General features: G+C 69.9%; 25 protein-coding genes and 1 pseudogene. 13 read left to right on the top strand and 13 right to left on the bottom strand.

Annotated features, from left to right (window positions below):
- Nucleotides 1-11: 11 nt before the first annotated feature.
- The 3 genes from OQ968_RS05515 to OQ968_RS05505 all read right to left on the bottom strand — a co-directional run bounded on the left by OQ968_RS05515 (nt 12) and on the right by OQ968_RS05505 (nt 3,441).
- Nucleotides 12-2,264, bottom strand: a complete 2,253-nt coding sequence (locus tag OQ968_RS05515; protein ID WP_324675526.1) for a heavy metal translocating P-type ATPase — start codon at nt 2,262-2,264, stop codon at nt 12-14.
- Complete coding sequence (locus OQ968_RS05510) at nt 2,261-2,443, bottom strand: heavy-metal-associated domain-containing protein (protein WP_420715849.1); 183 nt, start codon at nt 2,441-2,443, stop codon at nt 2,261-2,263. The genes OQ968_RS05515 and OQ968_RS05510 overlap by 4 nt, the downstream gene beginning before the upstream one ends.
- A gap of 176 nt (nt 2,444-2,619) precedes the next feature.
- Nucleotides 2,620-3,441, bottom strand: a complete 822-nt coding sequence (locus OQ968_RS05505; RefSeq protein ID WP_324675522.1) for a mycofactocin-coupled SDR family oxidoreductase — start codon at nt 3,439-3,441, stop codon at nt 2,620-2,622.
- Nucleotides 3,442-3,550: 109 nt separating this feature from the next.
- Between OQ968_RS05505 and OQ968_RS05500 the strand changes: the two genes are divergently transcribed.
- Both OQ968_RS05500 and OQ968_RS05495 read left to right on the top strand, forming a co-directional pair.
- The gene (locus OQ968_RS05500) at nt 3,551-4,021 is read left to right on the top strand and encodes an SRPBCC family protein (RefSeq protein ID WP_324675520.1); all 471 of its coding nucleotides are present in this window, start codon (nt 3,551-3,553) and stop codon (nt 4,019-4,021) included.
- 134 nt (nt 4,022-4,155) lie between these two features.
- Nucleotides 4,156-4,671 carry a YkgB family protein gene (locus tag OQ968_RS05495; protein ID WP_324675518.1) on the top strand — a complete coding sequence of 172 codons (516 nt, stop codon included), beginning with the start codon at nt 4,156-4,158 and terminating at the stop codon, nt 4,669-4,671.
- Here the strand turns inward: OQ968_RS05495 and OQ968_RS05490 are convergent.
- Nucleotides 4,661-5,284 (bottom strand): helix-turn-helix domain-containing protein, encoded by a 624-nt coding sequence (locus OQ968_RS05490; RefSeq protein ID WP_324675516.1) that lies wholly within the window; start codon nt 5,282-5,284, stop codon nt 4,661-4,663. The genes OQ968_RS05495 and OQ968_RS05490 overlap by 11 nt on opposite strands.
- Before the next feature lie 74 nt (nt 5,285-5,358).
- Between OQ968_RS05490 and OQ968_RS05485 the strand changes: the two genes are divergently transcribed.
- From OQ968_RS05485 to OQ968_RS05475, 3 genes are all read left to right on the top strand, one after another.
- The gene (locus OQ968_RS05485; protein WP_324675514.1) at nt 5,359-5,973 is read left to right on the top strand and encodes a TetR/AcrR family transcriptional regulator; all 615 of its coding nucleotides are present in this window, start codon (nt 5,359-5,361) and stop codon (nt 5,971-5,973) included.
- 66 nt (nt 5,974-6,039) lie between these two features.
- The gene (locus OQ968_RS05480) at nt 6,040-7,839 is read left to right on the top strand and encodes an NAD(P)/FAD-dependent oxidoreductase (RefSeq protein WP_324675512.1); all 1,800 of its coding nucleotides are present in this window, start codon (nt 6,040-6,042) and stop codon (nt 7,837-7,839) included.
- A 29-nt stretch (nt 7,840-7,868) separates the two neighbouring features.
- Entirely contained in the window at nt 7,869-9,413 is a 1,545-nt protein-coding gene (locus tag OQ968_RS05475; protein ID WP_324675935.1) for an NAD(P)/FAD-dependent oxidoreductase, read from the top strand.
- 110 nt (nt 9,414-9,523) lie between these two features.
- Here OQ968_RS05475 and OQ968_RS05470 read toward each other — a convergent pair whose 3' ends face one another.
- From OQ968_RS05470 to OQ968_RS05450, 5 genes are all read right to left on the bottom strand, one after another.
- Entirely contained in the window at nt 9,524-10,342 is an 819-nt protein-coding gene (locus tag OQ968_RS05470) for an SDR family oxidoreductase (protein WP_324675510.1), read from the bottom strand.
- Nucleotides 10,343-10,375: 33 nt separating this feature from the next.
- On the bottom strand, nt 10,376-11,665 hold the full coding sequence (locus tag OQ968_RS05465) for a sodium:proton exchanger (RefSeq protein WP_324675508.1): 1,290 nt from the start codon (nt 11,663-11,665) through the stop codon (nt 10,376-10,378).
- Nucleotides 11,666-12,026: 361 nt separating this feature from the next.
- Nucleotides 12,027-12,842 (bottom strand): SDR family NAD(P)-dependent oxidoreductase, encoded by an 816-nt coding sequence (locus OQ968_RS05460; protein ID WP_324675506.1) that lies wholly within the window; start codon nt 12,840-12,842, stop codon nt 12,027-12,029.
- Nucleotides 12,843-13,256, bottom strand: coding sequence for a nuclear transport factor 2 family protein (locus tag OQ968_RS05455; protein WP_324675504.1), 414 nt, complete (start codon nt 13,254-13,256; stop codon nt 12,843-12,845).
- Nucleotides 13,253-14,296, bottom strand: a complete 1,044-nt coding sequence (locus OQ968_RS05450; RefSeq protein WP_324675933.1) for a zinc-binding dehydrogenase — start codon at nt 14,294-14,296, stop codon at nt 13,253-13,255. The genes OQ968_RS05455 and OQ968_RS05450 overlap by 4 nt, the downstream gene beginning before the upstream one ends.
- A 98-nt stretch (nt 14,297-14,394) precedes the next feature.
- Between OQ968_RS05450 and OQ968_RS05445 the strand changes: the two genes are divergently transcribed.
- Entirely contained in the window at nt 14,395-15,294 is a 900-nt protein-coding gene (locus tag OQ968_RS05445; RefSeq protein ID WP_324675932.1) for an IclR family transcriptional regulator, read from the top strand.
- 52 nt (nt 15,295-15,346) lie between these two features.
- Nucleotides 15,347-16,117 (top strand): DUF2127 domain-containing protein, encoded by a 771-nt coding sequence (locus tag OQ968_RS05440; RefSeq protein WP_324675502.1) that lies wholly within the window; start codon nt 15,347-15,349, stop codon nt 16,115-16,117.
- On the opposite strand, the gene OQ968_RS05435 is transcribed toward OQ968_RS05440, so the two are convergent.
- Nucleotides 16,098-16,703 carry a PaaI family thioesterase gene (locus tag OQ968_RS05435; RefSeq protein ID WP_324675500.1) on the bottom strand — a complete coding sequence of 202 codons (606 nt, stop codon included), beginning with the start codon at nt 16,701-16,703 and terminating at the stop codon, nt 16,098-16,100. The two genes, OQ968_RS05440 and OQ968_RS05435, sit on opposite strands and share 20 nt — an antisense overlap.
- A gap of 48 nt (nt 16,704-16,751) precedes the next feature.
- On the opposite strand from OQ968_RS05435, the gene OQ968_RS05430 reads away from it, so the two are divergent.
- From OQ968_RS05430 to OQ968_RS05415, 4 genes and pseudogenes are all read left to right on the top strand, one after another.
- Nucleotides 16,752-17,615 carry an SDR family oxidoreductase gene (locus OQ968_RS05430; RefSeq protein ID WP_324675498.1) on the top strand — a complete coding sequence of 288 codons (864 nt, stop codon included), beginning with the start codon at nt 16,752-16,754 and terminating at the stop codon, nt 17,613-17,615.
- A 144-nt stretch (nt 17,616-17,759) separates the two neighbouring features.
- Nucleotides 17,760-17,918, top strand: a complete 159-nt coding sequence (locus OQ968_RS05425) for a hypothetical protein (protein ID WP_324675496.1) — start codon at nt 17,760-17,762, stop codon at nt 17,916-17,918.
- Between the two features lie 31 nt (nt 17,919-17,949).
- On the top strand, nt 17,950-18,408 hold the full coding sequence (locus OQ968_RS05420) for an SRPBCC family protein (RefSeq protein ID WP_324675495.1): 459 nt from the start codon (nt 17,950-17,952) through the stop codon (nt 18,406-18,408).
- Nucleotides 18,408-18,893 (top strand): annotated as a pseudogene (locus tag OQ968_RS05415) (SDR family NAD(P)-dependent oxidoreductase); the annotation flags it as partial. The gene OQ968_RS05420 and the pseudogene OQ968_RS05415, both read left to right, overlap by 1 nt.
- Nucleotides 18,894-18,939: 46 nt before the next feature.
- Here the strand turns inward: OQ968_RS05415 and OQ968_RS05410 are convergent.
- The 3 genes from OQ968_RS05410 to OQ968_RS05400 all read right to left on the bottom strand — a co-directional run bounded on the left by OQ968_RS05410 (nt 18,940) and on the right by OQ968_RS05400 (nt 21,780).
- A complete protein-coding gene (locus OQ968_RS05410; RefSeq protein ID WP_324675493.1) occupies nt 18,940-19,680 on the bottom strand; it encodes a class I SAM-dependent methyltransferase in 741 nt (246 codons plus the stop codon).
- A 64-nt stretch (nt 19,681-19,744) separates the two neighbouring features.
- Entirely contained in the window at nt 19,745-21,130 is a 1,386-nt protein-coding gene (locus OQ968_RS05405) for an adenylate/guanylate cyclase domain-containing protein (RefSeq protein ID WP_324675491.1), read from the bottom strand.
- 44 nt (nt 21,131-21,174) lie between these two features.
- Nucleotides 21,175-21,780, bottom strand: a complete 606-nt coding sequence (locus OQ968_RS05400; protein ID WP_324675489.1) for a TetR/AcrR family transcriptional regulator — start codon at nt 21,778-21,780, stop codon at nt 21,175-21,177.
- A 119-nt stretch (nt 21,781-21,899) separates the two neighbouring features.
- Between OQ968_RS05400 and OQ968_RS05395 the strand changes: the two genes are divergently transcribed.
- Together OQ968_RS05395 and OQ968_RS05390 are read left to right on the top strand one after the other, a co-directional pair.
- A complete protein-coding gene (locus OQ968_RS05395) occupies nt 21,900-22,781 on the top strand; it encodes an oxygenase MpaB family protein (RefSeq protein WP_420715848.1) in 882 nt (293 codons plus the stop codon).
- 85 nt (nt 22,782-22,866) lie between these two features.
- On the top strand, nt 22,867-23,649 hold the full coding sequence (locus OQ968_RS05390) for an SDR family oxidoreductase (protein WP_324675486.1): 783 nt from the start codon (nt 22,867-22,869) through the stop codon (nt 23,647-23,649).
- The last annotated feature ends 24 nt before the right edge of the window (nt 23,650-23,673 follow it).

The following is a 23,673-nucleotide window of genomic DNA, read 5'->3' as shown; positions in this document are numbered from 1 at the left end:
GAGGACACCAACTATCCCACATCGGCGCCGCTGATCGCGGTTGCGAAGCGGCGCAGCCGCAGGCTGTTGCCGACGACGAAGGCGCTGGAGAACGCCATCGCGGCGCCCGCGAACATCGGATTGAGCAGTCCGAGCGCGGCCAGCGGGATGGCGGCGACGTTGTAGCCGAACGCCCAGAACAGGTTGGCCTTGATGGTGGCCAGCGTGCGGCGGGAGAGCCGGATCGCGTCCGCGGCGACGCGCAGATCGCCGCGAACCAGGGTGAGGTCGGCGGCCTCGATCGCCACGTCCGTGCCGGTGCCCATCGCCAGCCCCAGATCGGCGGCGGCCAGGGCGGCCGCGTCGTTTACGCCGTCGCCGACCATGGCGACCACCCTGCCCTCGGCCTGCAAGCGATTGACGGCCGCGACCTTGTCGGCGGGCATGGTGTCGGCGATGACGTCGGCGATGCCGACCTCTGCGGCGATGCGTTCGGCCACCGCCCGGTTGTCGCCGGTCAGCAGCACCGGCGTGAGGCCCAGGCGCTTGAACTGCCGGACGGCCTCGGCGCTGGTGGGTTTGACGGTGTCGGCGACCACGAGGATGCCGCGGGCCCGGCCGTCCCAGCCGACCGCGACGGCGGTGTTGCCCTCGGCCTCGGCCTGCGTCTTCGCCGCCGACAGCGTCGCGTCGAGCCGCTGGGCCCAGTCGGCCAGCAGGCTCTCCCGCCCGACGACGACGGCGTGGCCGTCGACCACGCCCCGGACGCCCGTGCCCTGCACCGCGGTGAAGTCTTCGGGCGCGGGCAGGGCGCCGAGCTCCGCCCGTGCGCCGTCGGCGATCGCCCGTGCGATCGGATGCTCGGAGGCGTCTTCCAGGGCGCCCGCGTAGGCCAGCAGCGTGTCCCGGTCGGTGTCGGGTGCGGCGATCACGTCGACGAGGGCCATCTTCCCGGCGGTCACCGTGCCGGTCTTGTCGAGCACGATCGTGTCGACCCTGCGGGTGGATTCCAGCGTCTCCGGTCCCTTGATGAGGATGCCGAGCTGGGCGGCGCGGCCCGTTCCGACGAGCAGCGCGGTCGGGGTCGCCAGCCCGAGCGCGCACGGGCAGGCGATGATGAGCACCGCGACGGCGGCCGTCAGCGCCGCACTGATCCCGAATCCGGCGACGAGCCACCCGGTCAGGGTGACCGCGGCGATCGCGATCACGAGCGGGACGAACACGCCGGAGATCCGATCGGCGAGCCGCTGGACGTCGGCCTTGCCCGACTGGGCGGCCTCGACGAGCCTGGCCATCTGCGCCAGTTGGGTGTCGTCGCCGACGCGGGTGGCGCGCACGACGAGGCGGCCGCCGGCGTTCACGGTGGCGCCGGTGACGGTGTCGCCCTCGCCCACCTCGACCGGGACGGACTCGCCGGTGAGCATCGAGGCGTCCACCGCCGAGGAGCCCGAGACGACGATCCCGTCGGTGGCGATCTTCTCGCCGGGGCGGACGACGAAGACGTCGTCCACCGCGAGTCGGCCGACGGGAATGCGGCTCTCGGTTCCGTCGCGCAGCACCGCGACGTCCTTGGCGCCGAGCTGCAGCAGGGCGCGCAGCGCGGCCCCCGCGCGCCGCTTGGAGCGCTTCTCGAAATAGCGGCCGGCCAGCACGAATAGCGTCACGCCCGCGGCCACCTCGAAGTAGACGTTGCCCGCGCCATCGCCGCGGGTGACGGTCAGCGCGAAGCCGTGGCGCATGCCCGGCTCCCCGGCCGTGCCCAGCAGCAGGGCGTACAGCGACCAGCCGAACGCCGACAGCGTCCCGATCGAGACGAGGGTGTCCATCGTCGGGTGCTTGAGGTTGGCCCAGGCGGCTGCGTGGAAGGGCCGGCCCGCCCAGGCGACGACGGGCGCGGCCAGCGCCAGGGACACCCATTGCCAGTAGCGGAATTGCAGGGCGGGGATCATCGCCATGGCGATCACCGGGACGGCGAGCGCGGTCGCGACGATCAGGCGGCCGCGCAGCGAGGCCAGCTCACGCTCGTCGGCCGGCGGCTCGCCGGCCGGTTCCGGGTGCGGCAGGGCCGCGGCGTAGCCGGCCTTCTCGACCTCGGCGATCAGCGTTCGCGGGTCGTAGCCGGCGGGGACGGTGGCGGTGGCCTTCTCCGTCGCGTAGTTGACGCTCGCGGTGACGCCGTCGAGCCTGTTCAGCTTCTTCTCGATTCGCATCGCGCACGAGGCGCAGGTCATTCCGGCGATGTCCAGCTCGACGTCGCCTGCCCCGGTGCCGGACGCGGTTCTCATGCGACCGGCACCGCCTCGTAGCCGGCCTCCTCGACGGCGCCGAGCACCGCGCGCGCATCGATAGGCGCCGCGCTGGTGACGACGAGCGTGCCGGTCTGCGCGTCCACGTCGACCCCGGCGACGCCCGGGATCCGGCCGACCTCCTCGCGGACGGCGGCCTCACAGTGACTGCAACTCATTCCGCGCACCCGGTACTCGCTGGTGGTCACGTCGTTCCTTCCTCAATACCCCCTAGGGGTATGACTCCGAAGTCAACGCGCCGTCGCCCGGAGGTATTCCCGTCGACCGCCATTGTGCCCGGTCGGTCGCGCGGATCGGCGGCGGGGACCACGCGCTCAGCAGCGCTCAGCAGCGCTCAGCAGTAGGAAATGCCCATGTCGACCGAGACCTGGGTGCCGGTGACGAATCGGGACTGGTCGGAGGCCAGCCAGGCGACGGCGTCGGCGATGTCCTCCGGCTGGGCGGTGCCTTCGGGCAGCAGCGGTCTGTTCAGACCCCGCAGGTACGGGTAGGTTTCCCCGGCGGATCGGATCGCCTCGCGCATCCGGTCGTCGCCCATGGGGGTGGCGACGGCCCCGGGGTGCAGGCTGTTGACGCGGATGTTGTGGCGGCCGAGTTCGGCGGCGAACGCGCGCGCCATCCCGGTCACGGCGTGTTTGCTCACCACGTAGTGCACCATGAACGGCTCCATCTTGATGCCGGCGGCCGAGCCGATGAGGATGATCGAGCCGCCGCGGCCGCCGGCGATGATGTGCCGGGCGCAAGCCATCACCGTGTTCCACGTCCCGGTCACGTTCGTGTCGATGGTGTCGCGGAACGCGTCGGGGGTGATCCGGTCCCAGGGCGCCGGACTGCAGATGCCGGCGTTGGCGACGACAACGTCGAGACGGCCCAGCTCGCCGACCGCTTTGTCGACGGCCGCGTCGAGGCCGTCGGCGTCGCGGATGTCGACGGCGGCGGTGATGGCCCGCCTGCCGTTGGCGGTCACCAGCCGCGCCGTTTCGGCCAGGTCTTCGGGTGTCGCCGAATCGTAGGGGACGCTGGGCGGCAGGGGCCCGGCGATGTCGAGCGCGATGACGTCGGCGCCCTCGGCGCTCAGCCGCGCCGCGTGCGCCCGGCCCTGTCCTCGCGCGGCCCCGGTGATCAGCGCGACCCGGCCCGAGAGTGGCTGGCTCATCGGTCCTTTCGGTCCCCTTCCTCGCTGCGCGCCGTCACCGGCTGTGATGGGGCGACTCGCCGAAGCGTAGCCTCGACATGGCGCTGGCGAACAGTCGGAAGGAGACACCATGACCGTCACGGTTGTTGACCGGGGACCGCGACAGGTGAGCCGCAGGGTTGAGGTCGCCGCGCCGGCCGCCGATCTCTACGCTCTGGCCGCCGACCCTCGTCGCCACTCCGAACTCGACGGCTCCGGCACCGTGCGAGACAACATCGAGGTGCCGCCGCAAATGGTTGTGGGGTCCAAGTTTTCGACGAAGATGAAGATGTACGGCCTGCCCTATCGCATCACCAGCACGGTGACCGAACTAAAGCCGAACGAAGTGGTCGAGTGGCGCCATCCGCTCGGGCACCGCTGGCGTTGGGAATTCGAGCCGCTGTCCCCGACCCTGACCCAGGTCACCGAGACGTTCGACTATCGCGACGCCGGTGCGCTCAAGAACAAGCTGAAGTATTACGAACGGATGGGCTTCCGGAAGGCCAACGCGGCCGGCATCGAGAAGACGCTGGCCAACCTGCGGGACCGCTACGCCGGATAGGTCGGTCGGGCTCCTCGGCTGCGGCCCACGTACACCGGGCTGGAACGATTGGGTCACTGAACCCAATTGTGCCGTCCACCGTGTCCTCTAGGAACGATTGCCTTCGACATCCCTCGCCGGAAGGACGCTCCTCGATGACCGACAACAGCCCGACCCTTGGCGCAACATCCCGCTCGGTGGCGCAATCGCTGGCCAGATGGGGACTGCTCGTCAGCCGTTACGGCCTGGTAGTCGTCTTGGCCTGGATCGGGTTCGGAAAGTACCTGAAGATGGAATCACGGGTGCTTATCGAACATAGCCCACTGATGAGCTGGATCTACGACGTGGCCAGCGTCACCACCGTCGCACGGGGCCTGGGAACGATGGAAATCGTTGCCGCGCTTCTGATTGCGTTGCGTCCGGTATGGCCGCGGGCATCGGCGGTCGGCAGCCTGCTGGCGGTGGTGCTGTTCTTGGGAACGCTGAGCTTTTTGTTCACCACCCCAGGGGTGGTCACCAACCACGCGGGCGGCCTTCCGGTGCTGTCAGCGCTACCCGGCCAATTCCTGCTCAAGGATCTTGTGCTGATCGGAGTCGCAGTGTGGAGCCTGGGCGAGTCGCTTGCGGCCGCGCCGACTTCGGGCGGTCAGCCATCAAGGCCTAACGCTTGAAAAGCGTTCCCCGGATGAGTTTTTTCGCCGCGTTCATCGCGGCGCCGTGGGTCTTCGGCGCCACGGTGCCCGCCCGCTCCGACAGCCCGCGCGCCAGCGCGCAGATGGCCTCCACCGTGGCCGCCGTGCGGAGGCCGGGGGCCAGCTCGCCACGCACCCGGGCATCCTCGACGATCTCGGTGACGACATCGTGAAGCGCCTTGGAACCCGGGTATTTTGGGCCACCGCGCCGCGACTGGGCGTCGCTCTGGGCGCGCATCGCCCGCAGGAACGCGGCCAGGTCGGGATAGTCGCGTATCAATCGCTGCGACTCGTCCAGCACCGCATCGAGCCGGTCGACGGCACCGTCGCACCGCGCGGCGGCGGCGCGCAGCCGGGGCAACACGACATCCTCGATCTGCTCGCCGGTCGCCTTGAGAAGTTCCGACTTGTTTGGAAAGTAGTGATACAGGCTGCCGCTGGTCATGCCGGCCGCGCGGGCGATCTCACGGATCGTCGCCTGCGAATAGCCGGCCTGGGCCACGCAGCGCATTGCCGCGGTGATTATTCGTCGGCGAGTCTGTTCGGCGTCCGCCCCCACCGGGCGCCCGAGTTGCGACGGCGTGGCGGTCATGCACCTCCGCGGATGTCGGAACCCCTTGATTGGTCGCATATATTCGACCACATATCGTGAGGACGCAGGCGAACATGACCCGAACACGGCTGGGCCGCCCCGTCGGCGCCAGCGGCGAGGAAACCCGCCGCCGCATCATCGCCGCGACCATGAGATGCGTCGCCGAGGTGGGTCACGCGAAGGCCACGATCCGTGAGATCGCGCGCATGGCGAACGTGACGAGCGCCAGCCTGTACAACTACTTTCCGAACAAGTCGGAATTGATCACGGCGACGGTCGCGGCCCGGGCCGACGCGTTCATGCCCCGGCTGCGCCGGGCCGCCGAGGGTCCGGGTGACGTCGTCGACCGAATCGAGGCGGTGCTCGACGAATGTGGCCAGTTGATGCGCGAGTACCCGGACCTCGCCGCGTTCGAATTTGCGATCCGGGCGGAAAACGTCATGGGCGCCGACGGGCGGGACGCGGAAGGGTTCGCGACCTTCCGGGAGATCATCGAGGGCGTCGTCCACGAGGCGCACCGGCGCGGCGAGCTCGGCGGTCGGCCGGATCCGCCTGCCACCGTCGAGGCGATCTATGCGCTCGTCTACGGCCTGACCGAGCTGGCGGCCACCCTGCCCGCCGAGGAGTACCAGGCCGCCCTGAGTTCGGCCAAGGTGCTGGTCAGGGGCGCGCTGTTCGGCGGGGCGTGACGACCCGCTTGATATGATCAAGCGATTGATTATAGAGTCGGGCCGACGTAGAGCGGAGTCGAGACCTTGACCGAGACCGTTGGGTGCGCGTTCGACGTCGATGCGCTGCGACGCAAGTACGCCGAGGAGCGGGCCCGGCGAATACGCCCGGACGGGATCGCCCAGTACGTGGAGATCGCGGGCGAGTTCGCCCGGTTCGGTGAAGACCCTTGGGCCGACGGCAGTTTCGAGCGCGACCCGCTGCGCGACCAGGTCGACGTGGCCATCGTCGGCGCGGGTTTCGGCGGGCTGCTGACGGGCGCGCGGCTGCGCCAGCTCGGCGTCGAAAGCGTGCGGTTGATCGACAGGGCGGCCGACGTGGGCGGCACCTGGTACTGGAACCGCTACCCCGGGATCGCCTGCGACGTCGAGTCCTACGTGTACATGCCGCTGCTGGAGGAACTCGGCTACGTCCCGACGGAGAAGTACGCCAGGGGAACCGAGATCTTCGCGCACTGCCGGCGCATCGCCGAGCACTACGACCTGTACCGCGACGCCTGCCTGCAGACCGACGTGCACGAGATCCGTTGGGACGCCGCAAGTTCGTGCTGGATCATCCGGACCAACCGGGGCGACGAGATGCGGGCCAGGTTCGTCTCGATGGCCAACGGGTATCAGGCGAAGCCCAAGCTGCCCGGCATCCCGGGGATCGGCGCGTTTGGCGGCGGGACGTTCCACACCAGCAGGTGGGACTACGAGTACACGGGCGCGAAGCTGGAGAACCTGGCCGGCAAGCGCGTCGGGATCATCGGCACCGGTGCGACCGCGATCCAATGTGTGCCGCACCTGGCCGCGGCGGCCGGGCGGCTCTACGTCTTCCAGCGCACACCCTCGTCGGTGGACGTGCGGGCCAATCGGCCCACGGATCCACTGTGGACCAGCACATTACGGCCGGGCTGGCAACGGGAGCGGATACAGAACTTCCAGATCCTGACCGCCGGCGGGCAGGCACCCGAGGATCTCGTCGCCGACGCGTGGACGAGCATCACCCGCAAGCTCCCGGTGATGCGCCACGACGCCGACGGGGCGGGCAGCCCGGAGCAGCGGAGCCGCGACATCGAGATCGCCGACTTCGCCAAGATGGAGGAGATCCGGGCGCGGGTCGACGACATCGTGGCCGACCCCGCCACCGCCGAGGCGCTCAAACCCTGGTACGGCTACTTCTGCAAGCGGCCCTGCTTCCACGACGAGTACCTGCAGACGTTCAACCGCGACAACGTCACGCTGGTAGACACCCGCGGCCGCGGGGTGGAACGCATCACCGAGTCCGGCGTCGTCGTCGACGGGGCGGCCTACGACCTCGACTGCCTCATCTTCGCCACCGGCTTCGAGGTGGGCACCGACTACTGCCGTCGCACCGGGTTCGAGCTGATCGGCCGCGACGGCGTCACCCTGACCCAACGCTGGGCCGACGGTGTCCGCACCTTCCAGGGTCTGTGCGCCAACGGTTTCCCGAACTGCTTCATCGAGAGCATCGCGCAGGCGGGGCTCACGGTGAACTTCCCGTACCTGCTCGACGTGCAGGCGGCCCACGTCGCGTGGATCATCGCGTGGGCGCTCGAACACGGGGCTGCCGAGGTCGAAGCGTCGGCGAGCGCCGAGGCCGCCTGGGTAGACACCGTCGTCGCCCGGTCGGTCGCGAGCGCCGAACGCGCCAAGACGTGCACCCCCGGGTATTACAACCGGGAGGGCAAGGCGGACGCGAAGACGCGGCAGGGCAGCTTCTTCTTCGGCGCGCCCACCGAGTACGCGGATATCTTGGAGAAGTGGCGCGCCGCGGGGGATTTGGACGGGTTCGACATCCGCGACCCGGGGGCCGCGCCGTGACACGCCGCCGGCGCTACCTCGTCGGCCGGATGCGGGCGGCGACCCGGCGCCGGCGCCCACCGAGGGTCGCGATCGTCGGCGCGGGCTTCGGCGGTCTCGCCACGGCGGTGGCCCTGCGCCGGGCCGGCATCGACGACCTGATCATCGTCGAGGCCGCCGACGGTGTCGGGGGAACCTGGCGCCGCAACACCTATCCGGGCGCGGCCTGCGACATCCAGAGCCACCTGTACTCATTTTCGTTCGCGCCCAACAAATCCTGGAGCCGCACCTACGCCCGGCAGCCGGAGATCCTGGCCTACCTGGAGGGTGTGGCCGACGACTTCGACCTGCGCCGCCACCTCATGCTCGGCACCCGGGTGCGCGCGGTGCGCTGGAACGCGGACACCTGGCGCTGGGACTGTGAGCTGCAGCGCGCCGGGCGGGCCGCGACGCTGTCCGCCGACGTCGTGGTCTGCGCCGTAGGCCTGTTCGGCTCGGCCAGGCTCCCCGACATCGCCGGCGTGGCCGACTTCGAGGGCGCGCTGATGCACACCGCGCAATGGGATCACGGCGTCGACCTGACCGGCAAGAGGGTCGCGGTGATCGGCACCGGCGCCAGCGGAGTGCAGGTCGTTCCCGAGCTGGCCAAGGTCGCCGACCGGCTGACGGTCTTCCAGCGCACACCGCCGTGGATGGTACCCAAGGACGACCGCCCCTACAGCGCAACCGAATTGGCGCGTTTTCGGCGCAACCCCCTGGCGATGCGACGCGCCCGCTGGCAGATCTGGAAGTTCCAGCACGACAACACCGCAACCTTCGCCGATGACCCGATCGTGGCCGCCCGTTCGCACGTCGCGACATCGTTTCTGGAGCGCACCGTGGGCGACGAGCGGCTGCGCCGCGCGCTGACCCCGGGCTACCCGTTCCGCTGCAAGCGGGTGCTGCTGGGCGACGAATACTACCGCGCGCTGCAGCAGGACAACGTCGAGCTCGTCACCGACCCGATCGACCGCATCACCGCCACGTCGGTCGTCACTGCGGCGGGCGACGCCGTCGACGTCGACGCGATCGTGCTGGCCACCGGATTCGAGACGTCGCGCTATCTTTCGGGCATCGACGTGATCGGGGCGGGGGGCCGTCGCCTGCACGAGCGCTGGGGGCCCGACCCCAGCGCCTACCTGGGCGTGGCCGTCGCCGGATTCCCGAACTTCTTCATGCTCTACGGCCCCAACACCAACCAGGGCGGCAACTCGATCGTCTACATCCTGGAGGCCGGCGCGCGGCTGGTGGCCAGCGCGGTGAGCAGGGTGGCGCGTCGCGGCGGATACGTCGACGTGCGCCCCGAGGCCGAAAAGCGGTACAACGACCAGCTTTCCGCCGACCTCGCGCGCACCATCTGGACCCAATGCGACAGCTATTTCCGGTCGCCCACCGGGCGCATCGTCACGCAATGGCCGTACACGGAGCTGGAGTACGCCCGCCGGACCTGGCGGCTGCGGTCGCGGGACTGGGAGCACCGCACGGACGACGCGGGTGCCGGCGTACGAGTCGAGACCGAAGTCGACGACGCCGCAAACCAGCTCACCGGCGGCTAGGCCTACCCGGCGCTGGCCTCGTTGACCTTGTCGAGATCGACGCTAGCGCGGAAAAGTGCGAGAGACTTGCACGCTGGCGTTGATCTCGCTGTCCGCGACGGGCGGGACTGCTACCCGGCGCTGGCCGACTTGATCGCCGCGATGACCCCGCCGTCGACGAGCAGGTCGGTGCCGGTGATGAAGGAGGCGTCGGGGCCGAGCAGGAACGCGGTGGCCGCGGCGATGTCCTCGGGAGTCCCGAGCCGGCCGGTCGCGGACATGGCGATCATCGCCCGCATGCCGTCGCCGACCGGTGAGGCGAGCTCCTGCTGTCCCATCGGTGTCGAGATGATGCCGGGGCTGATCGAATTGATGCGCGCGCCCCGCCGGCCCCAGTAGGCGCTGGCGGCGCGAACCCGAATGTGGTTGGCCTGCTTGGCGATTGGATAGGCCATGTTCGGGTCAGTGATCCCGCGGATGAAGTCCAGCCTCAGCAGTTCGCCGGCCGGCGAGTGGGCCAGGGCGCGTTCCTGGTCGGCGGTCACCGGCGGAAACATGCGCCCGGCCATGCTGGCGATCACCACACCCGCGCCGCCCGGCGCCACGACTTCACCGAACTCGTCGAGAACTAGTGCCACGCCGAGCAGGTCGACGGCCAGGATCGCGTCGGCCGGGGCCTGCGACGGGGATAGCCCGGCGGTATGCGCCACCTGCGTGACGCTGCCCAGTGACGCCGCGTATTCGGCGAGGCCGTGCACCGATTCCGGTGAGGCGACATCGACGCGACGGCTTTCGACGGAATGGCCGTCGGCGGCCAGCGATTCGGCCACCGACGCCAGCGTCCCCTCGTCGTAGTCGGCGAGCAGCACGGTCCTGCCGGCGCCGAGGCGCCGCGCGATCGCCTGGCCCATGCCGCCCACGCCGATGACGGTCAACACTTCTCGGGCCACAGCTCGCGATGCTATACAAGCCGATCGCGCGTGCTAGGTCGGGAGTCCGGAACCCTCCAAATGGTGGGGGTGACCACCGTGGCGGATCGCGGTCCCGACGAACGGCGCCCGAACGGTGGCGGCCAGGTGGCGGCGGTTGACGATCAGGCCCGCGACGGCCACCGCGGTGTAGGCGCCGCAGAGCAGCAGGCGCCCGTAGGTCGAGGTGAGCGGGAACTGGACGATGAACAACCCCAGCAGCGCCCACGCCGCGGCCCGGCGGAAGCGCAGCCCCAGGATCAGCGCGACGCCCATCAGGGTCTGGGTGGCGGTGAGGAGCACTTCTTCGATCTGGCGGGAGTCGAGCTCCAGGGCGAAGCCGCCGCCTCCCAGCAGGTGCGACACCGGCAGGGACCCGATCAGCAGCGTCCACTGGTTGACCTTGGACGAGATCAGCGTGGCGATGGCCGCCGTGCCCTTGCCGCGGGCGGCGAAGATGGTCGCGATGATGAACTCGGGGGCCTCGGAGGCCAACGGGGCGAGCCACTGGACCAGCAGGAACCGGTCCACGCCCAACTCGGTGCCCGCCGCGACCAGGTTGTCGGCGAACGGTTTGGCGCACAACAGGATCACCGCGCCGGACGCCACGAAGAGGCCGACGACGGCGATCCGCCGAGCACGGTCGGACAGCTCCCCGAGCGCGGCCGCGGTGCCGATCAGCTCGGGCTCCTCCACCTCGCCGTGGCTGACCTTGTAGAGGTAGAAGCCGAACCAGGCCAGCAGCGCCAACCCGAGCGCGAAATGGATTTGGCCGATCGCCGGTATCGCGAACGCGACCACGCCGGCGACGAGCAGGAACCCGAGCTCGACGCGATTGGCCGGCTCCAGCCGCACACCGCCGGGCCTGCCCGCGCCGCTCTTGCGCGCCACGGCGATGCCGACCAACACCACCACCGGCCAGCCCAGGCCCATCAGCAGCCGGTTGGATCCGGTCATGTTGGCCGCGGCGTACTGGGTGTAGTCCGGATTGTGGCCGGACACGTACGCGTAGTACAGGTCGACGGCGTACTCGGGCAGCACCGCGATCAGCGCCAGGATCGCGATCGCCAGCCCGCCGGACACATCGATCTGCGCGGCCTCGGCCGCCCACGCCAGCAGGAAGCTGGCGGCCACGACCGCGGCCCCGAAGATCAGCAGGGCGGCAACGGGATCCGGGCGCAGGCCGACGATGCGCACCACGACGGCCGGAATGATGAATATCGCGGTGATGAGCGCCGAGCGGGCCAGAGTGCGGCGCGGCGAGCGCGACGCCGTCGCGGTCTGGGCAGCCGATGTTGCGAGCATGTCATCCTTCGGTCCGGGGGTGCCGATCATCGCTGTTACTTCGGCTCGCGGGCCGGGCGAACTGCTTTCCAAAACTACCCGACGGCCATCCACGCCAGCAACGTCGCAGACCGGCACGGCGACGCCGGCCGGCCGGCTGTCTTTGCTGGCCAGCAGCGCAAGCTAAAAAGTTTGGCCGCGCTGATCTTAAATTTTGGCAAACCTGCTCGGGGTGTTGTGGTGCGGTTTTGCGACGGCCCCGCGGCGGCCCGTGCGGTGTCCCGACGGCCGACGGCCCGCCGCGCCCGCGCCGGGCACCGGTAGCTCGACGCCGATATCCACTAGGACGCAGCGCCGGAGCCGGGGGTTCCGGCGCGCACCGCTACCCGGGGCCCATCGCCGCGGCGGCGGCCTGGGTGAAGAGCTCGACGACCTGATTGCGGGTCAGCGACGCCATCAGCTGCGCGGCGGCCCGCAGGTCCTCGCCCACCAGCCGGGTGGGCCCATTCGTCAGGTTCTCGAAGGCGTCGGCGACGACGTCGTCCACGGCGGCGGCATCCGGCGGCGACTCGTCGGGCGAGCCGATCAGGCCGCGGCTGTACTCGAGTAGCCGCAAGGCCGGCGTGTCGGTCTTGCCCAGGATGAGGCCCAGCACGTCGACACCCTTGTCGTGCAGCTCGGCCCACAGCGCCTCGGCGAAGACCATGTCGAATGCCTTGGACGCGCCGTAGGCGACCATGTTCGGTCCGCCGGCCAATCCGGCGCCGGAGCCGAAGATGACGATTCCCCCGCTGCCCCGCTCGACCATGGCGGGCGCGAAGTGGTGGCACAGCCGCATCGGCGCCATGCAGTTGCGCTGCACCATCGACTCGGCGGCCTCGATCGGATTGGCAAGGAACGGCTCGAAGTTCGGGTCGGCACCCGCGCAGTACACCAGGAAGCCGATCTCCAGGTCGGCGGTGGCCGCCGCGATCGCCGACACCGCGCCGGGTTCGGCGAGATCGACGGCGAGGGTCCGCGTTTGGACGGATGTCCGCGAGTTGATCTCGGCCGCAACCCGATCGAGCACCGCCTGGCGCCGCGCCAGCAGCACCACGTTGACGCCGCGCTCGGCGAGTCCCGCGGCGAACGCGGCGCCCAGCCCGTCGGAGGCGCCGGCGACCAGCGCCCACGGTCCGTACTTGCTCGCGAATGTCACCTAGGCGCCCCCCACCGTGGTCAGCCGCACCTGCGTGTAGCGGCGGCGCGCGATGCGCCAGCCGGCGTCGGTGCGGACGATCTCGTCGTCGTAGAAGCCGATCGCGTTGACGCCGGATGCGTTGTCGGAGGCCATGATCAGGCCGTCGATGTAGGTCCGCGCGACGGCGCGGTGGCCGTCGACCGTGATGGCCACGTTGCTCAGCCGGTGCATCGTGTGACCCGCCAGCGCGTGCACCTGCTCCATGAACTCGGCGACGGCGTCGACGCCCTTCCACACGCCGATCTCGCCGTAGTCGAGTTCGCAGTCGTCGGTGAACACGGTGCGAAACAGCGCCCAGTCGCGCCGGTCGATCCCGGTGGCGTAGCGCAGCAGCAGCTCGGAGATGTCCTGGCGGTCTTCGCGTTCGGTCACCTGACGTCCCCGTTGGGGTGGACCACGACGCGCGGCGGCCCGTCGGACCTGCGGGCGAGGTCGAGCGCGGCCGGCACCTCGTCGAGGCCGATGACCTTGCCGACGCTGGGCAGCGGGTCCAGTCGCCCGGACGCGATGGCATCCAGCGTTCCGTACCAGTCCTGCGGGTGGGGACCGCCGCCGAATTGTATTGTGACGCCCTGCCGGGTGGCGGTGGTGATGTCCAGGGTGTCACCGGTGTACCAGCCGCCCGCGCAGTAGATCCGGGTCGCCATCTCGGCGGATTCGACGAGCTGCTGGATCAGCCCGGCCGCGCCGACGCACTCGAAAACGACTGCCGGCCCGGGCAATCCGCGTTCGGCGCGGACGTCCCTGAAAGCATCGAACGGTGACTTCTCGGCGGGGTCGACGACGACGTGCGCGCCGAAGCGATCGCGGGCCAGCTCGCGGCGGTCGGGCTTGTAGTCGGCCACGATGATCGGCTCGATGCCGCGGGCGGCCAGCGCGGCGACGGCCGAGAGCCCGATCGCCCCGGCGCCGACGACGATGGCGACCTCGCCGTCGCGCATCTGCGCGGACCTGACGTAGAACTCGCCGACCGCGAACGCGTCGGTCAGTGCGACGGCGTCGCTGGAGACGTCGCCGACGACCGGCTTGGCCGCCGGCTCCGAAACCACCAGCAGCTCAGCGAAACTGCCCTGCGCCTCGGGATGCTGGCCGATGATCCGCATGCCGGCCGCGCCGCCGTCGACCAGGCGAACCGGCATCGCCGTCACCCGCGCGCCGACGTCGAACTGGTCGGTGCAGCCGGGCCCGTGCGCGATCACCTCGCCGACGAACTCGTGGCCCAGCACGATGTCGCGATCCGCATCGTAGCGCGAGCGCCCGGTCGGGTCGTCGATAGCCAGCTCCGGATGGTCCATGAAATGGACGTCCGACGCGCAGATCGCGGTGCTCAGGGTCCGCAGTAACAGCTCGCCCGGGCCGGGCTTGGGGTCCGGCGTCTCGCGGACCTGCAGCCGGCCGTCCCGCAACACCACAGCGCGCAATTGTCAGCCTTAAAACTTCTCGAATAATCGATATAGGATCTCGAATGTTCGGTATGACTGTAGGAATCCTTTCGTGAAGGAGTCAAGACATCCGCGGATCGCCGTCGGCACCGACCGCGCGGGTACTCGACGTCGTCGAGCTGCTGGCGCGGTCGCCGAGTGCGCGGTTGCGGTTCTCCGACGTCGCGCGCGAGCTCGACCTCACCCAGGCGACCGCGCACGCGATCCTCAAGACGCTGTGCGACCGCGGCTGGGCCAGCCGCGACCCGATCACCAAGACGTTCAGCCTGGGCCCCGCGCTCGCCGTGGTGGCCGCGCGGATGGACACCGCCCGCCCGCTGGCCCACGCCGCGCGTTCGGCGGCGCTGCGGCTCTCCGGTGAGGTCGGCTACGCCGGCTCGGTGGTCGAGCGCTTCGGCGATTCGCTCGTGGTCACGGCCTTCGAGGGCGATCCCGCCACCCAGCCGTCGGGCATACCCGGTGACCGCATCCCGTATGCGCCGCCGTTCGGGGTGGCGCTCGCCGCCTGGGACACCGACGAGGAACAGCGCGCGTGGATCCGCCGGGGCGCCGGCAGCAATGCCGATCGCGCGCGGCGGCTGGAACGCGTCCTGGAGCACACCCGCAAGCGCGGATTCGACGTCGACTGGACCACGCCCGCGCTGGCGCAAGCCGTCCAGGTGGTCGGCACGCTGGACAGCAACGAGATGCCGACCCCGGTGCGCCACATCCTGGACCAGTTGCTCGTCGAGTTCACCACCATCGGCTTTCTCTCCGACGACAATCCGGGTCGACGCAAGCAGCCCGTGGTGACCATCGCCGCACCGGTTTTCGACCATCGCGGCCGGGTCGCCCTGATGGTCGCGGTGCACCCGCTGTGTCCCCTCAGCGCGCGACAGATCGGCGTCATCGGGAAGAGGCTCACCGACGAAACCGCGGCCATCAGCGAATCCCAGCCGCGGGCCGAGGCGGCGCATCGCGCGGGGTAGGGCGGCGCACCGCCCCCTTGCGCGGCTCACCGCCGGCATTGAATGATCGGCCATGCACAAAGACGGCGGCATCAATCGGTGGGAGCTGGTGACCTGTGCGCTCGCGGGGCACGTCACGTACGCGCCCGAGGAGGAGGCGCTGGCCGGCCGGCTGAGCGGTACCACCGGTCTGGGTGAGGTGTGGCGCTGCCTGCGTTGCGGTGAATTCACAGTCGGCGCGCCACACGCGCGCGGGCGCGCCGAGGATGCGCCGATGATCATGCGCGGCAAGGCTTTACGGCAGGCCATCATCATCCGCGCCCTCGCGGTGGAACGCTTGTTGCGCGCGGTGGTGATCGCGCTCGCGGCCTATGCGGTTTGGAAGTTTCGCGGCGCTCGGGGCGCCATCCAGGCCACCCTCGACCGCGACCTGCCGATCTTCCGGGCGGCCGGGTTCAAGGTCGATCAGATGACGATCGTGCACGAACTGGAAAAGGCGCTGGCCACCAAGCCGTCCACCCTGGCCTTGCTGACCCTGATGCTGGCCGGCTACGCGCTGCTGGAGGTCGTCGAGGGCGTCGGCCTGTGGTTGCTGAAGCGCTGGGGCGAGTACTTCGCGGTGATAGCCACCTCGGTCTTCCTGCCGCTGGAGATCCACGACCTGGCCAAGGGCATCACGATGACTCGCGCGGTCACCTTCACCATCAACATGGCCGCCGTGATCTACCTGCTGATCTCGAAGCGGCTCTTCGGCCTGCGGGGCGGGCGCAAGGCCTACGACGAGGAGCGCCGCGGTGAGCAACTCCTCGATGTCGAACGGGCCGCTACCGCTTCGGGTGAATGAACACGCCCTCGGCTTCGACCGTGATGCCGCCCTCGTCGGCGAGGTGGCCGACGGCGAACGTCTTGACGCCCTCGGTGCGCTCGACCCGCGCCTGGGCGCGCAACGGCCGGCCGAGCGGCGTGCGGCGCCGGTAACGCAGGGTGAGCGTGCCCGTGTAGGCGGGCCGTCCGGGCTGGTGGGCCGTGGCGCCCAGCACGTGATCGAGCACCAGCGCGCACACCCCACCGTGGACGTGGTCCGGCGGGCCCTCGTACGCGGCGCCCAGGACGAACTCGGACCACACCAGCCCGTCCGGGTCGTGGTGGACGACCAGCGGCGGTGCCACCGGGTTGCGCACGCCGACCACGACGTTGCCCCACGCGATGGTTTCGCCGTCGGGCGTCAGCTGTACGCCGAAGGGTCCCGGCCGCAGCGAGGAGCTCAATTCGTCTGCGGCACTGTCGATCCGGGCCTTCACCACCGCCACCGCCCGCGGGTCGGCTTCGGTGCGGATGCTGACCTCGATGAGCCTGCGGATCGATTCGGCCAGCGGCCCGTACACCGATTCGAGCCGGGTGAAGTCGGTGGCTATCGCTTCGTCGGTCATATAGTCAACCTACATTTCGCCGGAAGCGGCCGAGGAGTGGAGACCTGAATGGGCACCTATGCGATCACCGGATCGGCGTCCGGGATGGGCCGGGAGACCGCAGACCGGCTGCGCGGCGAGGGCCACACCGTGATCGGCGTCGACATCAAGGACGCCGACGTCACCGCGGACCTGTCGACGCCGCACGGGCGCCAAACGGCCGCCGACGCCGTCCTGGGCGCCTCGGCCGGCCGGCTCGATGGCGCGGTGCTGGCCGCCGGCCTGGGGCCGGGCCCGAGCCCGGATCGCCCGCGTCAGATCGCCCAGGTGAACTACCTGGGCGTGGTCGAGCTGCTCGCCGCGTGGCGACCGGCGCTGGCCGCCGCCGAACGTGCCAAGGCCGTCGTCGTCGCCAGCAACTCCACGACGACGGTGCCCGCAGTCCCGGGCCGAACCGTCCGGGCGTTGCTGGCGCACGATGCCGACAGGGCGGTGCGTTCGGTCAGGCTGTTCGGTAGGGCCGCGCCCACCATGATGTACGCCGCGTCGAAAATCGCTGTCAGCCGCTGGGTTCGGCGGAAGGCGGTGCTGCCGGAGTGGGCGGGTGAGGGCGTGCGCCTGAACGCCATCGCGCCCGGGGCCATCATGACGCCGCTGCTGGCCGAGCAGCTGTCGAATCCCACCGAGGCCAAGGCGGTTCGGTCGTTCCCGATTCCCGTCGGCGGGTTCGGCGACGCCCGGCACATGGCCGACTGGATGTGCTTCATGCTGTCGGACTCGGCCGACTTCCTCTGCGGCAGCGTGGTTTTCGTCGACGGCGGCTCGGACGCGTATTTCCGGGCCGACGACTGGCCGAAACCGGTGCCGGCGCATCGACTGCTCGGCTTTCTGCGCCGGTTCAAAAGCGGTCCCAAGGGCCGGCCGGACGTGTGACGGCGCCCCGCACCGGCCGCGGTTGTGTGCGACACCACAGCGCTGCTTTTCGCGGCGTTCATCAACGCGCGGCACATTGGTAAGGGAGACGCGATGAAATGCGATGAGTCGGCCCACCGGCCGAACAAGCGAAGGATCGAAATCGTGGCAACACCGCCGGCCTGGATCAACCAGGGCCCCGCCAACCGCGACGTCGTCGCCCCGATCAAGGCGCGGGCCTGCGACGCGCTGCAGGCCGTGCGCAGAAGCAAGCCGCGCCCGACGGAGTTGCGCCTGATGCGCCGGGGTGCCGAACGCTGCTGACGGGTCGCGGCCGACGTGTTTGGATTGCCCCATGGCCGACACCGAACCCGGAACCATTGTCAAAGCCACCCGCGCGATCTCTGCCAGCGCGGAGCGGATTTTCGAGCTGATCGCCGAGCCGTCCAGCCAGCCGCGCTGGGACGGCAACGACAACCTGGCGTCCGCGGCCCCGGGTCAGCGCGTCCGCCAGGTCGGCGACGTGTTCAAGACGACCCTGACCAACGGCGCCGTGCGGGAGAACCACGTCGTGGAATTCATCGAGGGCAGCAAGATCGCTTGGTGCCCAGCGGAACCCGGGAAGCGGCCGCCCGGCCACCTGTGGCGCTGGGAGCTCGAGCCGATCAACGCCACCCTCACCAACGTGACCCACACCTACGACTGGACCGCGCTGACCGACCAGAGCCGGCTGGAGAGGGCCCGGTCGACGACGCCAGAGATGCTGCGCGAATCGATGGACAAGCTCGCGATGCTCGCACAGGCGGGCAACTGATGGCCCTTCCACCGCCGCGAAACGGCCGCGCCGCCCTCGTCACCGGCGCCTCTTCGGGCATCGGCGAGCACTTCGCGGAGATACTCGCGCGGCGCGGGTACCAGGTCGTGCTGGTGGCCCGCAGCGCGGGCCGACTCGAAGAGCTCGCCCGGCGGCTGGGCCCGCAGGCGCACCCGCTGCCCGCCGACCTGTCCGATCGCTCCGCGCGGGCCGGCCTGCCCGACCGGGTCGCGGCGCTCGGCCTGACCCCGGACATCCTGATCAACAACGCGGGACTGTCGACCCTGGGGCTGGTCGCGAAATCCGTTCCGGAGCAAGAGGTCAACCTCGTCGAGGTCGACGTGGCCGCGGTGGTCGACCTGTGCAGCAGGTTCCTGCCCGGGATGGTCGACCGCCATCAAGGCGCGGTGCTGAATGTGGCGTCGATCGCCGCGTTCGGCCCACTGCCCGGCCAGGCGGCCTACGGCGCCACCAGAGCTGTTGTTGCCGTTGCTGTCTCGCGGCCACCCCGCCATGAAGCGCGGCTGAGGCTCAGCCGTTCTTGCCGCGCACCCACTGCAACGTGCCGAAGGTGTTGACCCGCACGCTGGCGAATCCGTTGTCTTCCAGGATGTCCGCGATCTCGTCGTCACCGAACGCGTGCGCCCCCGCGTTGGGCAGCATCTGCCACAGCCGGGCCGCGCGCCCGGCCGTGGGGACCATGATGGCCAGCCGGCCGCCGGGCCGCAGCACCCGCGCCATCTCCGCGAGGGCGGCCGCCGGGTTGGGGATCAGCTGCAGCACCGCCAGCGAGACCACCGCGTCAACGGTGTTGTCGCGCAGCGGAAGTCGCTGCGCGTCGGCCCGGATGAACCCGACCCGCGGGCCCGCTTCGTTGCGAACCGCGCGCGCCAGCATCGGCTCGGAGATGTCGACGCCCAGCGCCAGTCCGCCCGGGCCCGCGGCGCGCGCCAGCGACGACGTGACGTTGCCCGGACCGGAGCCCACGTCCAGTGCGGTGCCGCCGGGCGGGATGTCGAGCCACTCGACGGGGTGTTGCCAGGCGCTGATCAGTCGGCGGGTCAGGGCCTGGGCATTGTCGTAGAGCATCGACCCGATCGGCGATGCCCAGGCCGCCTGAATCGGGCCGGTGTTTTTCGGGACGGCGTCGTCGCCGGCGGTGCCGAGCAGATCGAGATAGCCCTTGCTGACGTCGGGGTCCGCCGGCGGATCGGCGAGGAGGTCCAGCGCCCGGCGCAACGCGGGAGGCAGCGAGACGTGCACGTCGGTCATGGGTGTCCCTTCGGTCAAACACCAAGCTGTACGCCACAATTGATCGCAGCCTACGCGAGCTTCGTTAACGGTTGACGACGGCGTGCTCGCGCACCAGGGCGCACAACCGCCACTGGCCCGGCACGCCCTTGAGCGCGCTCTCGCCGCGGTCGGCGAACCGGTGCCGCGACCCGGTGACGATGTCGCGCACCGTCGAGGACACCAGCACCTCGCTGGGTCCGGCCAGCGCCGCCACCCGCGCGCCGATGTGCACGGCCATGCCGGCGATGTCGTTCTTCAGGGCGCCGCGCACCTCCACCTCACCGGCGTGAACGCCCACCCGAACCTCGATGCCGAGCACCCGCACCGCGTCGACGATTTCGTCCGCGCAGGCCAGCGCGGCGCTCGGGCTGCTGAACGTCGCGACGAATCCGTCGCCGGCGGTGTTGACTTCGCGCCCGCCGAACCGCTGCAGTTCGTGACGCACGATGGTGTCGTGGTTGTCCAGCAGGTCGCGCCAGCGGCCATCACCCAGCGTCGCGGCGCGCTCGGTGGAGCCGACGATGTCGGTGAACACGATCGTCGTGAGCAGCCGCTCGGCGTCCGAGCCGCCGCGCATGCCGGTGATGAACTCTTCGATCTCGTCGAGCATCGGCCCGGTGTTGCCCACCCAGTACAGGGTGTCGTCGCCCGGTAGCTCGACGAAGCGCGATTCGGCGATGTGGTCGGCGAGGTATTGACCGTGCGCGACCGGGGTGAATTCGGAGCCGGCGCGATGCACGATCAGCGTCGGGGCGGCGATGCGCGGCAGCCTGTCGCGCACGTCGGAGCGCCGGATGGACAGGATCATCGCGCGGGCCATGCTCGGCGAGGCGGCGCGGTTGCCGGCGGCGTCCCACCAGGCGCGGAACGCGTCGTCGCCGGCGACGCTGGGCGCGATCATGCCGAGCATGTCGAAGCCGTGCTCGACGGCATCGGGGTCGATCGCGACCGTCGTGTACGGGTCGAGGTCCTCGATCCGGGCGCCGATCGGGTAGTCGGGGGCGTACAACGTGCGGGCCGCGCCGTTGATGATCACCAGGCTGCTCACTCGTTCCGGGTAGTCGGCCGCCAGCACCAGCCCGGTCATCGAGGTGAAGCCCGGCGCCACGATCGTGGCGCGCTCGCATCCCACGGCGTCCATGACCGAGACGACGTCCCTGGCCCAGAATTCCGGCCCGATCACGTCGACCGACGGCACGCGCGACGACAGCCCGATCCCGCGCTGGTCGAGCCGGATCACCCGGGCGAACGACGCCAGCCGGCGATGGAAGCGGTACATCGACGGCTCGGCGTCGACCGAGTCGATCGGGATCGACGGCCCGGGCAGCAGCACCAGGTCGATCGGCCCGTCGCCGAACACCTGGTAGGCGATGTCGGTGTCGCCGCAGCTGGCGTATCGGGTTCGCGGTGTCCCTGAAAACCCAGGCACGAGCTAAAGGCTAATCCAGGCCCCCGACAACCCGGAGCCAAGCGTCAACCGCCGAGGATCGGCACCAGGTAGCGGGCCGCATACTGGCGCACCGCCGCGGGATCGGACGTGTCGAGCCGGTCGGTGGGGAACACGATGATGCCCAGCGCGACGCGCAGCAGGATGTCGGCGATGTTGGCCAGGTCCGGATCGGGGATCCGGCTGCCGCAGCGCCGCAGGGTGCGGGCGATCCCGTCGGCGAATTGGCCGATCGGAAACGCATGCGATCGGGAGAACATGCCCAACAGCTCGGGTTCGCTTTCGACGATCCGCGAATACAGCGGCGAGTCTCCGACCAGGCGCACCCCGAGCGCGAACGCCTCGATCACGGCCTGCCGCGGGTCGCAGCCCGCGGTGGCCTCGTCGAGCGTTGCGAAGAACAGCTCGGCCTCGCGGCGCACCACGTGCGCGAACAACACGTCCTTCGTCGGGAATCGTCGGTAAACGGTGCTGCGGCTGACCCCGGCGCGGGCGGCGACGTCCTCGATGTTCGCGCGCCGCGCGCCGTAGGTCTCGAAGACGGCGCGCGCCGTGTCCAGGATGGTGCGCTCGACCTCTGTCTTTTCGGAGGCCGTCTCGGCGAGGTTGCCGTCGGGGCTGCCACTCCGCATGGATGCTATCTTGACACAAAGATACGGATTTGTTTCTGTGTTCCTGGGTATGCGTGGGGCTGGGAGGTTGAGTGACGGCGCAACAAGACTTCGACATCGGGGTGCGCGAGGCGGTGCCCATGCCGGTCGACGACGAGGTCGCCGACGCAACGCCGCGCCTGGGGCCCGACTCGTTGATCTGGAAGTTCTACGGCGATCACCGCACGCAATTCTTCGGGTTCCAGCGCACCGCCGGTGTGGAGAACTGCATCGAGCAGCTCGCGCAGGGCGTGCTCGATCACTCGGTGGTGTTCAGCGACACGTTGGGCCGCGCCAAGCGCACGGCGCCGCCGCTGATGAAGACCGTCTACTCCGACGAGCCGCACGAGTGGGGCCGCAAGGTGCGTGACTTCCACAAGCCGATCAAGGGCACCATCAGCGACGGCTCCAGGTATCACGCGCTGAACCCCGAGTTGTTCTATTGGGCCCACGCCACGTTCGTCGACCAGGTCATCTACATCACCGACACCTTCATCCGGCGGCTGTCGCGGGCGGAGAAGGAGCGGATCTTCGACGAGGGCAAGGTCTGGTACGGCCTGTACGGGGTCAGCGACCGCGGCCAGCCGCAGACCTACGACGAGTTCGTCGCCTATTGGGACGACATGCTGGAGCGATTCGTCCCGCACAAGACCGTGCTGTACGGCACCGGCTACATCAGGAAGGGCATCCCGGGGCCGCGCTGGATTCCCGGGCCGGTCTGGAGGATCCTGTCCGCGCCGATCAACGCCTACACCCGCCTCGTGCTGGTGGGCACCCTGCCGCCGCAGATGCGCGCGGTGTGCGAGCTGGAGTGGGATGAGAAGCGGGAGAAGCGATTTCAGCGGTTCGCGGCGGTCATGCGCGCGCTGAACCCGCTCGTCAACCGGCTGCCAGTCGCGCTCATCTACCTGCCCTGGGCGGCGGCGGCGTGGCGCCGGGCGGGTGTCGACCCGCGCAAGCTGCACGACCGCCCGGCCGCTTGATGCGGACGCCGAACTCCGGGGTTTGCTGCCCGCCGCCAACACCTGCCAGAGTTGTTGCGGTTCGGACGACGACGGAGGTGCGGTGATGCAGCTGACAGACAACACGGTGCTGGTCACCGGAGGTGGCACCGGGATCGGGCGCGGCTTGGCCGAGTCATTGCACAAGCTCGGCAACCGGGTGATTATCGCGGGGCGACGCCGTGAGGCGCTGCGGGAGGTCGCCGAGGCGAACCCCGGCATGCGGGTTCTGTCGCTGGATCAAGGCGATGCCGCCGATATCAGGCGCTTCGCCATCGAGCTGACCGACCGCTATCCGGAACTCAACGTCCTGGTCAACAACGCCGCCATTCAGCGCGTTGAGGACCTCACTTCCAGTGGCCCCGGAACGGCGGAGCTGACCGTCGCAGTCAATCTGCTGGGGCCGATCCGGCTCACCTCGGCGCTGCTGCCGTCGCTGCTGAAAAAACCGCGCGCGACGATCGTCAACGTATCGTCGGGCCTGGCATTTGTGCCTGGCGCGCTCACCCCGACCTACTGCGCCACCAAGGCGGCGCTGCATTCCTACACCCAGTCGCTGCGTTTTCAGCTCCGCGGGACGTCGGTTCAGGTGATAGAAATCGTTCCACCGCACGTGCGGACGGGACTGCAGCGTGGGCGGGGATTCGACTCAGAGGACCCCAGGGCGATGCCGTTGGATGAGTACATCGCCGAGACCATGAGCCTGTTGCAGACACAACCCGATGCTGACGAGATCATCGTGGAACGTGTCAGGCCGTTCCGGTTCGCCGAGCGCGACGGTGTTTTCGACCAGGTTTACCCTGCCCTCAACGAGGCCATGATGGCCGCACTGGAGCGCACCGGCGGTTGACGCGGAGCCCGCGCGCTGAAAACC

It is taken from the genome of Mycobacterium sp. 663a-19, from assembly GCF_035616495.1.
Lineage (GTDB): Bacteria > Actinomycetota > Actinomycetes > Mycobacteriales > Mycobacteriaceae > Mycobacterium.
Note: the sequence above shows the minus strand (reverse complement) of the source record. Positions and strands in the feature narration are given on the sequence as shown.